The organism is Flavobacteriales bacterium (assembly GCA_030584065.1).
In the GTDB taxonomy this organism is placed as follows: Bacteria; Bacteroidota; Bacteroidia; order Flavobacteriales_F; family PHOS-HE28; genus PHOS-HE28.
The window spans coordinates 2,312,343-2,326,242 of sequence record CP129489.1 but is presented as its reverse complement, the minus strand read 5'-3'; the positions used below and the strand labels follow the sequence as shown (position 1 = coordinate 2,326,242).

General features: G+C 66.9%; 12 protein-coding genes. 9 read left to right on the top strand and 3 right to left on the bottom strand.

Annotated features, from left to right (window positions below):
* Window positions 1-3: 3 nt before the first annotated feature.
* Complete coding sequence (locus tag QY325_09810) at window positions 4-774, bottom strand: T9SS type A sorting domain-containing protein (protein WKZ65058.1); 771 nt, start codon at window positions 772-774, stop codon at window positions 4-6.
* 164 nt (window positions 775-938) lie between these two features.
* Between QY325_09810 and QY325_09805 the strand changes: the two genes are divergently transcribed.
* From QY325_09805 to QY325_09780, 6 genes are read left to right on the top strand one after another with little or no spacing between them, the layout of a single operon-like run.
* Complete coding sequence (locus tag QY325_09805) at window positions 939-1,574, top strand: potassium channel family protein (protein WKZ65057.1); 636 nt, start codon at window positions 939-941, stop codon at window positions 1,572-1,574.
* A 42-nt stretch (window positions 1,575-1,616) separates the two neighbouring features.
* Window positions 1,617-2,210 carry a heme-binding protein gene (locus tag QY325_09800; GenBank protein WKZ65056.1) on the top strand — a complete coding sequence of 198 codons (594 nt, stop codon included), beginning with the start codon at window positions 1,617-1,619 and terminating at the stop codon, window positions 2,208-2,210.
* A gap of 36 nt (window positions 2,211-2,246) precedes the next feature.
* The gene (locus QY325_09795; GenBank protein ID WKZ65055.1) at window positions 2,247-2,912 is read left to right on the top strand and encodes a DNA alkylation repair protein; all 666 of its coding nucleotides are present in this window, start codon (window positions 2,247-2,249) and stop codon (window positions 2,910-2,912) included.
* Window positions 2,913-2,937: 25 nt separating this feature from the next.
* Complete coding sequence (locus QY325_09790) at window positions 2,938-4,263, top strand: hypothetical protein (protein WKZ65054.1); 1,326 nt, start codon at window positions 2,938-2,940, stop codon at window positions 4,261-4,263.
* The gene (locus tag QY325_09785) at window positions 4,260-5,897 is read left to right on the top strand and encodes an amidohydrolase (GenBank protein WKZ65053.1); all 1,638 of its coding nucleotides are present in this window, start codon (window positions 4,260-4,262) and stop codon (window positions 5,895-5,897) included. Before QY325_09790 ends, QY325_09785 begins: the two co-directional genes overlap by 4 nt.
* Before the next feature lie 57 nt (window positions 5,898-5,954).
* Window positions 5,955-6,482: a hypothetical protein gene (locus tag QY325_09780; GenBank protein ID WKZ65052.1), complete on the top strand. Its 528-nt coding sequence runs from the start codon at window positions 5,955-5,957 to the stop codon at window positions 6,480-6,482.
* A gap of 3 nt (window positions 6,483-6,485) precedes the next feature.
* Here QY325_09780 and QY325_09775 read toward each other — a convergent pair whose 3' ends face one another.
* Entirely contained in the window at window positions 6,486-9,113 is a 2,628-nt protein-coding gene (locus QY325_09775; protein WKZ65051.1) for a S8 family serine peptidase, read from the bottom strand.
* 19 nt (window positions 9,114-9,132) lie between these two features.
* On the bottom strand, window positions 9,133-9,606 hold the full coding sequence (locus QY325_09770; protein ID WKZ65050.1) for a type I restriction enzyme HsdR N-terminal domain-containing protein: 474 nt from the start codon (window positions 9,604-9,606) through the stop codon (window positions 9,133-9,135).
* A 9-nt stretch (window positions 9,607-9,615) separates the two neighbouring features.
* Between QY325_09770 and QY325_09765 the strand changes: the two genes are divergently transcribed.
* The 3 genes from QY325_09765 (at window position 9,616) to QY325_09755 (ending at window position 13,842) form a co-directional block, all read left to right on the top strand.
* Window positions 9,616-10,389, top strand: a complete 774-nt coding sequence (locus QY325_09765) for an AMP nucleosidase (GenBank protein ID WKZ65049.1) — start codon at window positions 9,616-9,618, stop codon at window positions 10,387-10,389.
* Window positions 10,386-11,405 carry a DNA polymerase III subunit delta gene (gene holA, locus QY325_09760; protein WKZ65048.1) on the top strand — a complete coding sequence of 340 codons (1,020 nt, stop codon included), beginning with the start codon at window positions 10,386-10,388 and terminating at the stop codon, window positions 11,403-11,405. The genes QY325_09765 and holA overlap by 4 nt, the downstream gene beginning before the upstream one ends.
* A gap of 109 nt (window positions 11,406-11,514) precedes the next feature.
* On the top strand, window positions 11,515-13,842 hold the full coding sequence (locus QY325_09755) for a TonB-dependent receptor (GenBank protein ID WKZ65047.1): 2,328 nt from the start codon (window positions 11,515-11,517) through the stop codon (window positions 13,840-13,842).
* The last annotated feature ends 58 nt before the right edge of the window (window positions 13,843-13,900 follow it).

Below are 13,900 nucleotides of genomic sequence, written 5' to 3'. Positions count from 1 at the left end.
GCCTCAGTCCTTCGTCACGCGGGCCGTGTGCACCCCACGGTCCGTTTCCACTTGAAGCAGGTATGCGCCGCGCGCCACGCCGGTGAGATCGATTGCCAGCCGCCCGTCAGACGGCGTTGACAGGAGCTGACGCACGCTTCGGCCATCTGCCGCCACCAGGTGCGCGCGCACCGCGCGGCTGCCGTCGGGGAGCCGCACATCGAGGCGGTCCGTGGCCGGGTTGGGCGCCACCTTCAAGGGCAGGGCGTGCGCGGCGGCCATGCCCGAAGAGCCCGTTACCACCACGGTGAAGTCATTGAAGTTGCCGTACTGGAAGGTGCCGCAGGAGCCGAAGCCGTTCGCGCTCCCCTCAGTGAAGCCGTCGCTCCCCCAGCCGGCGATCACCCGCATGCGGTGGCTGCCTGCCGGGGCGGATTCAGGCACGGTGAGGTTGAAGCTGTAGGTATAGCCGGGGTCCCCGCCAACGTAGGCGTGGTAGAGGTTCTCATCGGCGGAGAAGGCCAGGTCGTCGTTCAGGTCGATCCACACCGCGCAACCGGTCCAATTGCCGCTGGTGACGGTCATGGGCTCGGGCACGCCGGGGGTGACAGCTGTGCTCAACGCGGTGAAGTCGCTCACGTAGCAGTCGCTGCCCGCGGTCCAGTTGATGGTGCCCAGGGTCACGGCCAGGTTGCGCCAGTTGAAGCACCCATTGGCGAAGGTCGGGGAGCAGTACTGGGCAAGGCTGCTGCCCAAGGTCAACAGGCAGGCAGTCAGCAGCAAGGATCGGATCATGGCGGTCGGTTTGGGAGGGTGAAGTTAGCCGGTGCGCTTCGTCAGTCCATGCAGGTCCGTTCCGGGATACTTTTCGGTCGTAAGCGCCTTGAAGCATGCGACAGACCGTACGGAAGCTGCTATTGGGAAGGGGTCACCCGCAGGTGTAGGACCGGCACAGCACCTTGGGGCGGCGCTGGGAGAACGTAGTGGCCATCTGGGACAATGCCTATGAACTGGATGCGGGCCTGGAGAAAGCCTTGCGGCTCATGCTGGCGGCATCGCAGTTCCTGTTCCCCGGCGCCTACATCAAGCACCTCTTCTGGCGGAGAGGGGCCTTGGTGCAGGACCTGGCCATCGAGTGCTATGTGCTGCTGAAGACCGCTTTCCCGCTGGCGGTCCTTTGGCAGGGCTGGTGGTCGCATGCGGCGGTCCTGTGGGCGGTGGTCTGGCTGATGACGGAGACCCTCCTCTACATCCCCACCATGATCTTCGCCTCCGATGCGTTGCCCTCCCCGCGGTCCTACCGGCGTTCCAAGCTGCCCATCTTCATCAACTACATGGAGGTGGTCTTCGGCTTCGCTGTGATCCATATGGCCGGCAATCACTTCAATCAGCCGATGGCCGCATGGACCGATGCGGTCTACCTGAGCTTCGTCATTACCAGTACCATCGGCTTCGGCGAGTACTATCCGGTCACAGGCCTGGGCAAGCTGGTGGTGTCCATCCAATCGTTGTTCTACCTGAGCTACATCGCGCTGTTCATCAGCGTGTTCAATCAGACGGTCGGCCGGGGCTACTTCGGCCGGGCCGAGCAATAGGGGCTGAACAGCGCAGCGTCTCAAGCGTTCAGGTGGGAATACATGCGCAAGCTCATGTACATCGTCATCGGTGCCGTGGTCCTCTTCGCCGGCCTGCAGGCCTGGACCGTGGCCGGCACCAAGCGCACGCCGCAGCAGCCCTACACCGTGCTGCGGACCATCGGAGCGCTGGAAGTGAGGCATTACCCCGCCGCCTTGGCGGCAGAGACGGTAAGGCCGGGCGGCACCTACAAGCAGGTCGCCAATCCCTCCTTCCGCACCTTGGCGGGTTACATCTTCGGCGGCAATGCGGACGGCGCGAGCATCGCGATGACGGCCCCGGTGCACATGCAGCTGGATCCCGACAGCGCCCGCATGCGCTTCATCATGCCCGAAGGCCTCAGCATGGACAGTCTGCCGGCACCCAATGACCGGGCCGTGCAGCTGCGGAACGTCCCTGAGGAGGTGGTGGCCGTGCTCCGTTTCGGCGGCTTCGCCGATGAGGCGCGGATCACTGGGATGACCGGGGAGCTGCTCAGGTCCACGGCGGCCGCCGGCCTCGTGCCGATCGGCCCGGCCCGTTTCCTGGGCTACGATCCGCCCTGGCAGCTGGTGGCACGGCGCAACGAGGTGGCGGTGCCGGTCAGTTGGCCGTGAGGCCTGTGGCGGTGCATCTTCGCGGGGGCCGTTCCCATGCATCCCTGGATCGCTCCCCTGCACGGCGCGTTCGCCCGCCACGCGAATCCGGTCGACGCCCTGCCGATGGAGGCCTACATGAAGGGCATCGCCCCCTTCTTCGGCATCAAGGCCCCGGCACGCCGGGCAATCCTGAAGGCGCATATCGCCAAGCTGGGCCCTCCGCCGCTGGGTGAGCTGCCGGCCATCGTCCGCTCGGCCTTCGACTGCCCGCAGCGCGAGCTGCATCAGACCGCCGTTGACCTGCTGATGCGCGATGCCAAGCGCCTCGGCTTGGAGCACCTGCCGCTGGTGGAGGAGCTGGTGACCACCAAGAGCTGGTGGGACACGGTGGATGGGCTCGCGATCCATGTGGCGGGCGCCATCCTCAAGCGGCATCCGGAGGCGCGCGCGGAATGGTGCGCGCGCTGGGCCGCGAGCGACAACCGGTGGCTCATCCGCACGGCCATCATCTTCCAGAACCGCTGGAAGGGCGGAACGGACCAGGCGCTGCTCTTCAGATGCATCGGCCGCCATGCCGCCCACCCGGACTTCTTCATCCGCAAAGCCATCGGGTGGGCGCTCCGCGAACTGGCGGCCACCGACCCGGATGCGGTGCGCCGGTTCGTGGCGCACCACCGGCTCTCGGCCCTGAGCGTCCGCGAGGCGCTCAAGCACCTGTGAGGCGCGGGATGGCGACCTTCGCGCCATGCCCGGTGCGCTGCTCGCCGTCGCTTATGCCTCGCTGCTGCTCTTCGCCATGCGGCGCATGCCGTTCTATGCCCGTGTGCCGGGCCTGTCCATGCGGGGGGTGGCGGCGCTCTTCCTGCTGAAGGTGGCCGCCGGCACGGCCCTCTGGGCGGTCTACACCTATGTCTACACCGACCGCGCCACGGCCGATGTCTTCAAGTATTTCGACGACAGCGCCGTGCTCTTCAGCGCACTGCCCGAGCGCCCCGGCGATTACCTGCGCATGCTCTTCAGCGTGGACAACGATACCCCGTGGTTCGATGAGCAGTACTACCAGCGCATGAACAACTGGTACCGGCAGTGGGAGAGCAACCTGCACAACGATGCCCACACCGTGATCCGCTTCAACGCCGTGGTGCGGCTGTTCAGCTTCGGCCACTTCCATGTGCACACGGTGGCGGCGGCCTTCCTTTCGCTCACCGGAACCCTGGGCCTCTACCGCGCCTTCGTGGGGCGCCTCGCGGGCCGTGAGCGCGCGCTGGCCATCGCCCTGTTCGGGCTGCCTTCCGTCCTCTTCTGGGCCAGCGGCGTCATCAAGGAGAGCCTCCTCTTCTTCGGCCTTGGCATTCTGGTGTGGCAGGTGCTGCGCATGCTGGATGGCCGTGCCACGGTGGCCGGGGCGCTGATGCTCGGTGCCGCCATGGCGCTGCTCTACCACCTGAAGTTCTACGTGCTGCTCAGCATGGTGCCAGCGCTGGCCTTCCTGGCCTGGGCCCGCCTGACCGGTGGTCGGCGGCCCCTGCTGAAGATGGCCGTCGTCTACGCCGCCTTCATCGCCGCCGGCCTCAATGCGCAGCGCTTCATCCCCGGCTTCGACATCCTTGAGGTGATCACCTGGAAGCAGCGCGACTTCATCGGCCTTGCGCTCGAGACGCGCTCGGGCAGCTTCGTGATGCCGCCGCTGCTGCAGCCTGATGCGCTTTCCTTCGTGCGCACCATCCCGTATGCCCTGTGGATCACGCTCGCCGGGCCGGTCGCCCATGGCGGCGGCGGGGCGCTCGGCCTTGCGTCCGCAGCCGAGAACATCGTGGTACTGGCCGTGCTTGCGGCGCTGCTGCAGTACCGGCTTCCCTGGAGCGGCATCGACCGGCCCCTCCTGCTCGCGCTGGCCGGATACGGCTTCGTGCTGGCCTGCGTCATCGGCTGGACCACGCCCATCATGGGCGCTCTGGTGCGCTACCGGGCGCCGCTGCTGCCCTTCCTGCTGGTGGCCGCCCTGCTCGCCTTCGACCATCGCCGCGCGCTGGCCCGCTGGCCGCGGCTCAAACCCCTGCTCTCCGCATGACCCCTGCACGGCTCTTCGCCCCCTTGCTCGCTGCATTCCTCGCCACCGCCTGCGCGCACAAGGACCGTGAGGCCGACCTCGTGGTGCACAACGCGGTCATCCATGCGCTCGACGAGGCCGGAAGCGTGCACCAGGCCATGGCCGTGAAGGACGGGCGCATCATCGAGCTCGGTCCGGAGCACCAGATCCGCAACCGCTACCGCGCCAAGGAGATCTTCAATGCAGGGGGGCAGCATGTCTATCCCGGATTCATCGATGGGCATTGCCACTTCTATGGCTACGGCCTCAACAAGCAGAAGGTGGACCTCCAGGGGGTGGGCGATTGGCAGGAGGCCGTGGCGCGGATCGAGGCCTATGCGAAAGCCCATCCCGGAGCGGGATGGATCCTGGGCCGCGGCTGGGACCAGAACGACTGGCCGGTGAAGGAGTACCCGGACAACGCCGCGTTGAACGCGCTCTTCCCCGACAGGCCCGTGCTCATGCAGCGCATCGATGGCCACGCCGCCGTGGTGAACGATGCGGCCCTGCGCGCCGTGGGCGTCGACCCGGCGAATAGCGTGGAGGGAGGGTTGATGGTGAAGCGCGACGGCCGATTCACCGGCGTGCTCATCGACAATGCGGTGAACGTGTTCCAGCCCATCATGGAACAGGCCGATGAGGCCATCAAGCGCGCGGCGCTGCTCGATGCCCAGCGCGATTGCTTCAGCCTCGGCCTGACCATGGTTTGTGATGCGGGCCTCGATCCCGGCACGATCCGCCTGATCCAGCGCATGCAGGAGGAGGGCGCGCTGAAGATGCGCGTCTACGCCATGGTCTCCGATTCGGCCCCGTGGCTTGAGGCGTTCGCGCGCAGCGGGCCGATCCTCACCGACCGCCTTGCCGTGCGCAGCGTGAAGGTGTATGCCGATGGCGCCCTGGGCTCGCGCGGCGCCCTGCTCAAGGAGCCCTACCATGACCAGCCCGGCCACCATGGCCTGCAGCTGGCCTCCCGCGACCACTTCCTGCACGTGGCCCGGTGGTGCAAGGAGCATGGCTTCCAGATGAACACGCACTGCATCGGCGACAGCGCCAACAAGCTGCTCCTCGATGTGTACGCCGAGGTGCTGGGCGGCACCAACGACCTGCGCTGGCGAATCGAGCATGCCCAGGTGGTGAGCGCGGCCGACCGTCCGCTCTTCGCCCGCTACAGCATCATCCCCAGCGTTCAGCCCACGCACGCCACCAGCGACGGCCCCTGGGCCATCGAGCGACTCGGGCCTCAGCGCATCGCTGATGCCTACGCCTACGAGGACCTCCGCAGGACGATGGGGCTGCTGGCGCTAGGCACCGATTTCCCGGTGGAGGGCATCGATCCGCTGCAGACATTCCGCAGCGCGGTGCTGCGCCAGGGCGCCGATGGCTGGCCGGAGGGCGGCTACCGCACCGAGCAGGCGCTCTCGCGGCTGGATGCGTTGCGCGGCATGACCATCTGGAATGCGATCGCTGCCATGCAGGAGGGCGATCTGGGCACCCTGGAGGTCGGCAAACGGGCCGACATCACCGTGGTGAATGCCGACCTGGAGCGGGCCCCAGCGGATGCGCTGCGCTTGGCCAGGGTGACGGCCACCTTCGTGGATGGCGAGCGCGTGCATTGACAGCGGCAGGCATCCCTGTTGCCCGCCTCGCGTCATCAGTGCATGCGGCATGGACCGATGCGCAAGCCCCTGCACGGGATGAAGGTGACCTGCTCCCAGCCCTGGGAGGAGATGGAGCCGCTCGGCCGCGATCGGTTCTGCGCCATTTGCGCCAAGCCGGTGATCGACTTCACCGAGCGCAGCGATGCCGAACTCAAGGCGTGGTTCTCCGACAGCCCCGATGGCTGCGGCCGGTTCCGGATCGAGCAGGTGCAGGGCGACCTGATGCCGTTGAACGAGGGGCCGCGCGAGCTGTTGCGCGGTGCCATGGCGGTGCTGGCCGCCCTCACGCTCTCCACGGCGGCGGCCCAGCCCATCCCTGTGACGCCTGTGCCCACGGAGCAGGCACCGGGCGGGGAGGGGAGCGGGTCGCGCATGCGTCCAACGGAGATGGCCCCCTCAGCGGATCGCTGCTGGATGGAGAAGGACGGCGCCGTGCCAGCGCCTCCGCGCCGAAGGGCGCGGTACCAGGTCTCCAGCCGCTTCCCGTTCATCCATCGCGCACGTACCGTGCGCGGCCGGGTGATCGGCTGCCCCTCGTTCTGATGCCTAGGGCAAGCGCACGATGCGCGAGGTCCAACGCGCGTCGCCACGGGTCACCACAAGGGTGTATGCGCCGGCAGGGAGCGAAGTGGCCTCCACCAGCATCTGCGCGGTGCCCGTGAAGCCCTCCCGCACGCGCAGGCGCCCATCGGCGTCGTAGAGCTCCACCGTTGCTGCCCCGCCGGGTGAACCCGGGACCTGCACGGTGATGGCACCCGTGGTGGGCGAAGGCCAGGCCGCGAATCCACCGCTTGCTGCGCGGTCCTCCATGCCTACGGTGACGATGGTGACCGGCGCGCTCATCGCGCTGCAGCCGTTCGCTGCCACATGCTCCACGGTGTAGTCGCCGGGCTGGGTGGCCCACCAGGTGGCGCCCACGGCCCCGCCGAGCGGAGCGCCGTTGAGGTACCATTGGTAACCGGGCCCGGCGCTGCTGGTGAGCAGCGAGCCATCCGCCGTGATCACCGGGGTTGGCGGCGCCGGCAGCACGGTGAAGGCGAGGGCATTGCTCTGCGCGCAGCCCGGAGATGCCGTGGCCGTGACGGTGAGGGGCCCGTTGCCGGTGTAGCTGGTGGGATTGTCGGTGGAACCGTTGCTCCAGAGGTAGGCCTCATAGCCGGCGGGAGCGCTCACCTGCACGCTGGCGTTCGAGCACATCTCATTCGCGGTGGCGGTGATCGTCACCGGCGGAAGGTTGGATCCGATGAGTGCGTTGAAGGCATGCACGCGTCCGTGCCCGAAGGTGACGTTGGGCAGCGGGCCGGTGAGCGCATCGCCCCACGCGGTTCCGAGGATGGCTTCGCGGATCTGCTGCCAATCGGCATTGGGGCATTTCTGCAGGTAGAGCGCCGCCACGCCGGCCACCACGGGCGAGGCCATGCTGGTGCCGCCGTTGCGCACATGCATGCAGAACTCATCCATCTTGTCGGCATTGGTCACGGACCAATCGTTGATGATGGCCATGGGCGCGGCCGCCAGGGTCACATCGCCCGGCGCGCTGATGTCCGGCTTGTACCGGTCGTCGCGCGTGGGCCCCAGGCTGCTGTTGCTGCTGATGGTGTAGGGCAGGATGGGCGCATTGATGTAGTCGCCCGCGCAAGGCTGGTACTCGTTCTGGTTCCAGTAATTGGCGGTGGTGAGGGTGCGGGGCGAGCAGGCCCAGCTGTCCACGATGTGATAGAGGCTGTCCGGCCTCACGTAGTGCGCCATGGCAGGATACTCCGCAGGCGTTGGGAAGGGGAGGCCGAGCGGCGCTGCGAGTACGGGGCCGATGACGTTGCTCGTGGCGGTCACCGTGGTGAGGGACCAGATGTCGCAGCGGCCGCTGCCGGTGGTCATGAAGCGCCACAGGTAGCCGGCGGAATCGGGCGAGGCGATGCGCACCTGCAGCTGCACTTGTTCGCCGCGCGGCAGGGCGAGGAACTCCACGATCCCGAGCGTGCTTCCGCTCTGGCTCACCAGCGGCTCGGTGATCACCTGCCCCAGGTTCTCCGCCAGGTCGTGGAAGGCGGTGCGCCCCCGGAACTGCAGGCTCGGGACCACGCGGTCGGCACCGATGGCGTACCGCGCGCCCTGGAAGTCGGCGATGTCGGCCCAGGCCTCGAAGAACAGGTTGGGGTAGGGGAAGAGGTTGTAGGGGGCGCCGTTCGCGTTGGTGGTGAACCAGGTGAAGCCGGTGTCGGCATCCGCCGTGTGCCGCAGGTGGAAGGGGAACTGGCTCCCCGCGTTGCCGCCAGCGCACACCAGGAATCGGCCGCGCCGCGCTGCGATGAGGCTGTCGATGAGCTGAGCCGCGGCATCCCGGCCGTCGTGCGAGCCGCTGTAGGTGCCGAGGCTGGCATTCACCACCGCGGGCATGCCCGTGGCGTCGGCACGGTCGAAGATGTACTTCACCGCATCGGCCACGCGTGCGCGGAATTCGCCGCCGCCCGCGGTGCTGTATTTCACGACGATCAGGTCGGCGCCCGGCGCCACGCCCTTATGGCGGCCGTTGGCGCTGCCATCGCCTGCGCCGTTGCTGGCCACGGTGCTCCCGTGCACCGAGCCGCTGAAGTTGCTGAGGAGCTGCCCGGCATCGATCTGCGCCTTGCTCCATTCGCTGCCATAGCCGAATTCCGGCGGCGCTCCGGCACCGGCATAGCCCTGGTCCCAGTAATGCAGCACGCGCGTGGTGCCGTCAGGCCGCTGGAAATCGGGGTGGTCGATGCCCAGGCCGTCGTCGATGAAGCCCATCACCACCCCCGTGCCGTCATAGCCCTGGGGAAGCGGCGCCAGGCCGGCATGCACCTGATTCACGCGCGCTTTCACCCGCATGCTGTCGCTGAGCAGTCGGCCCGGGTCGGCGCTCCATTCGAACCGCTCAATGGAAGGGCTGGCGGACAGGGCGCGCACGTTGGCCGCCGGAACGCGGGCGCTGGTGATGCGGCCCGTGCTCATCTTCACCGATCCGCCGTGCGCGCGCACGGCGGCCTCCACGGCGCCCGGGCTCCCGTGGATGAAGAGGTCCATCATGGCGCCGGCCTCGTCGGCCTGACTCAGGCGGTGTTCGAGGACAAGGTCCATCTTCACCCGCTGCTGGGCAGTGGCGATGGAGGCGGAGGCCAGGGCGATGAGCAGGACGTAACGGGGCGGCATGGCACGAAGGTACTGGCCCTCAGGAGGCGCAAAGCCCGGCATGGTCGGGGATATCCACGACGAATTCCACGCCACCCTTGGAACGGTCGATGCGGCAGCAGTAGTGCCGCAGCCCGTTGGTGACGATGAGCCAGGGCACCTGCAGCACCTGGTTGTAGCGCGCGGCCTGCTCGAAGACGGCCTGGGTGATGCGCACGCCGGGGGCCTTGCACTCCACCAGCGCCACCGGCCGGCCATCGGCGGCATGCACCAGGATATCGGCGCGCTTGGCCAGCTCATTGAGCACCAGCGGCCGCTCCACGCTCACCAGCGAGGCCGGGCAGCCCTTGTCGCGCAGCAGGAAGTTGATGAAGTGCTGGCGCACCCATTCCTCGGGCAGCAGGGCCACCCATCGCCGACGGATGGGGTCGAAGGCCTGCCACCCTTCGGCGACATGCCTAGTTTTGACCCCGTGGTCGGGCAGTGCCAATGCCGGCAGTCCCGTATCGCCCATCCCGCAAAAGTGCGTACCAAGCAAGAGATCGTCGGCAACTGGCTGCCCCGCTACACCGGACTGGAGCTGGTCGACTTCAAGCCCCACATCCTGCTCACCAACTTCGACAACTACCTCGACCTCTTCTGCCAGCTCACCGGGGCCGTGGTCCCGGTGAAGGACAAGGCCATGAAGGTGGCCGTGTCGGAGGACATGGTGATGATCAACTTCGGCATGGGCAGCCCCAATGCGGCCACGCTCATGGACCTGCTGAGCGCAATCGACCCGAAGGCGGTGCTCTTCCTGGGCAAGTGCGGCGGTCTGAAGAAGAAGAACCAGCTGGGCGACCTCATCCTGCCCATCGCGGCCATCCGGGGCGAGGGCACCAGCAACGACTACTTCCCCCCGGAGGTGCCGGCGCTGCCCAGCTTCATGATCCATCGCGCGGTGAGCCACGTGATCCGCGACATGGAGCTGGACTACTGGAGCGGGACGGTGTACACCACCAACCGGCGCGTGTGGGAGCACGACGAGGCCTTCAAGGAGCACCTGCGCGCACTGCGCTGCATGGCGATCGACATGGAGACGGCCACCCTCTTCATGACCGGCTTCGCCAACAGCATCCCCACCGGAGCGCTGCTGCTGGTGAGCGACCAGCCCATGGTGCCTTGGGGCGTGAAGACCAGCGCAAGCGACGCCAAGGTGACCGGCTCCTTCGTGGAGACCCATGTGCGCGTGGGCGTGGAGAGCCTGCGCGAGATCATCAACAAGGGGGCATCCGTGAAGCACCTGCGCTTCGAATGAGCAGCGTGGATGAATACAAGAAGCTGATGCTCGACGTGCGCGCCGGGAAGTTCCGTCCGGTGTACGTGCTGCACGGCGAGGAGGCCTTCTTCATCGACCGCGTGGCGGAGGAGATCGAACGGCTGGCGCTGCAGGACCACGAGCGGGACTTCAACCAGAGCATCCTCTACGCCCGCGACGTGGACCCCGACCAGGTGAAGGACACCTGCCTGCGCTACCCCATGATGGCCGAGCGCCAGCTGGTGGTGGTGCGCGAGCTCCAGGCCTGGCGCATCGACCAGGTGGAGAAGCTGGAGCCCTACCTGGCCAAGCCCACGCCCACCACGGTGCTCGTGCTCTGCTACAAGCACAAGAAGATCGACGGGCGCAAGGGCATCCTGAAGGCGGCGCAGAAAGGCGGCGGAGCGGTGCTCACCAGCGACAAGGTGCGCGATGACAAGGTCCCCGAGGTGCTCGTGAGCTTCGCCAAGAACCACAAGCGCCGCCTGGGCGCGAACGAGGCGCAGCTGCTGGCCAGCCACCTGGGCAGCGACCTGGCCAAGGCCGTGAAGGAAGTGGAGAAGCTCTGCCTGGTGACCGAGGAGGGCGGCGCCATCACCAGCGAGGTCATCCAGCGCTTCGTGGGCATCAGCAAGGAGTACAACGTCTTCGAGCTGCAGAATGCCATCGGTACGCGGAACACGGCGAAGGCCCTGCGCATCGCCCAGCACTTCGCATCGGACCCGAAGGATTATCCGCTGGTGGTCACGCTCGGCATCCTCAACGGCTACTTCAGCAAGCTGGCGGTGGTGCATGCCTCACAGGGCGGCACCCAGCAGGAGCTGGCCGCCGCGCTGAAGGTGAACCCCTACTTCGTGAAGGACTACGTGGCACAGGCGCGCAACTACCCGCTGCCCAAGCTCGCCGAGATCCAGCGGCACCTGCGCCAGTGCGACCTGCGCAGCAAGGGCGTGGGCGGCGACGGCGCCGACCAGGGCGAGCTGCTGCGCGAGCTGCTCGCCAAGGTGATGAGCTGAGCTCCGCCGCGGTGGCCGGCCGGCAGCCACCGGTGCTGACCGCCCATCCAACGGCCGCTCCCCCTTGCGGGCAACTTCTACCTTAGCCGCCTTGCAAGGAACCATTTCCATGATGCGCTCACCGCTGAAGCTGGCCGCCCTCCTGGCCGTGCTGCTCGTCCTTCCCGCCGCCATGGCTCAGACCGGCACCATCCGGGGCTTCGTCTATGACAAGGACAGCGGCGAGCCGGTCATCTTCACCAACGTGGTGCTCAAGGGCACCACCATCGGGGCCGCCACCGATGTGAACGGCTACTTCTCCATCAGCAAGGCGCCCGTGGGCCAGAGCACGCTGCAGGTCACCTACCTGGGCTATGAGCCCTTGGAGAAGCAGGTGACGCTGAACCAAGGCCAGATCCTCACCGAGAAGCTCTATCTGGTGAAGGCCTCCATCCGCATCGGCGAGGTGGAGGTGAGCGCCGAGAAGCAGGAGGCCCAGTCGCAGGTGCGCATGAGCGTCACCAAGCTCACCCCCAAGCAGATCGAGCGCATGCCGGCCGTGGGGGGCGAGGCCGACCTGGCCCAGTACCTGCAGGTGGTGCCGGGCGTCATCTTCACGGGCGATCAGGGCGGCCAGCTCTATGTGCGCGGCGGCTCGCCCATCATGAACAAGGTGATGCTGGACGGCATGGTCCTGTACAACCCCTTCCACAGCATCGGCCTCTTCAGCGTATTCGACAACGACATCATCCGCAACGCCGACATCTACACTGCCGGCTACAACGCCGAGTTCGGCGGGCGCATCAGCTCGGTGATGGACATCACCACGCGCGACGGCAACCGCAATCGGCTCAGCGGCAAGGTCAGCGCCAGCACCTTCGCCGCCAAGGCGCTGCTCGAGGGGCCCATCAAGAAGCAGAAGGAGCCCGGCGATGGGTCCAGCAGCTACCTGCTCAACCTGCGCCACAGCTACCTGGACCAGACCAGCAAGACCCTCTACCGCAACGTGAACGACACCCTGGGCCTGCCCTTCCGCTTCACCGATGCCTATGGCAAGCTCTCCTTCAATGGCGCCAACGGCAGCAAATTCAACCTCTTCGGCTTCAACTTCACCGATGGCGTCAACTACCGCGGCGTCAGCGACCTGGAGTGGCAGAACTGGGGCGCAGGCACCAACTTCGTGCTGGTGCCCGCCGGGTCGGCGGTGCTCATCGATGGGGTCTTCTCGTACAGCCGCTACGGCATCGAGCTCACCGAGGCCGAGCTGCAGCCTCGCTCCAGCGAGATCACCGGCTTCAACGGCGCGCTCAACTTCAAGTACTTCATGGGCGATGACGAGGCGCGCTACGGCGTGGAGGTGCTCGGCTTCCGCACCAACTTCACCTTCTTCAACGAACTGGGCCGCTCCTTCATCCAGGAGGAGAACACCTCGGAGATCGCCGGCTACTTCAACTACCGCAAGAAGCTGGGCAAGCTCATCGTGGACCCCGGCGTGCGGCTGCACTACTACGCTTCGCTCAGCGTGGCCAACATCGAGCCCCGCCTGGGGGTCAAGTGGAACATCAGCGAGAACTGGCGCTTCAAGGCCGCTGCCGGCCGCTACAGCCAGAACCTCGTGGCCGCCAACAACGACCGCGACGTGGTGAACCTCTTCTACGGCTTCCTCTCCTCGCCGGAGAACCTGCCGCGCGACATCAGCCTGCGCGATGGCACCAAGCGCGAGCTGAAGGACCCCCTGCAGCGCGCCAACCATTACGTGGCCGGCATCGAGCACGACCTCTCGCGTGAGCTCACACTCAACTTCGAGGTCTACTTCAAGGATTTCCGCCAGGTCACCAACATCAACCGCAACAAGTACTTCGAGGACACCCCCGAATTCGCCGACAAGCCCGAGGAGCTCAAGAAGGACTTCATCGTGGAGACCGGCCAGGCCTATGGCGCCGACCTGCAGTTGAAGTACGAGAAGGGCCAGCTCTACCTCTGGGGCGTGTACAGCTACACCTTCGTGGACCGCTACGACGGCGTGCAGGAATACAACCCCGTCTGGGACCGCCGGCACAACCTCAACCTGGTGGCCAGCTACGCCTTCGGCAAGTTCGACGCCTGGAAGGTGAACGTGCGCTGGAACTACGGATCGGGCTTCCCCTTCACGCGCACCCAGGGCTTCTACGGCTCGGTGCCCTTCAACGGCGACATCAACACCGACTACGCCACCAGCAACGCGGACCTCGCCATCATCTTCGGCAAGCTCAACGACGGGCGGCTGCCGGCCTACGCGCGCGTGGACGTGGGCGTGACCAAGACCTGGCGCTTCGATGAGCACACCAGCCTGGAGCTCGACCTGGGGGTGACCAACGCGCTGGACCGCGAGAACATCTTCTACTTCGACCGGGTGCGCTACGAGCGCGTGAACCAGCTGCCCCTGCTGCCCAGCGCGGGCGTCAGCTTCAGGTTCTAGCGCCGCCGGGGATCCCACGATCGCCGCCAGTTATCCACAAGGGGTACAAGCGTCACGG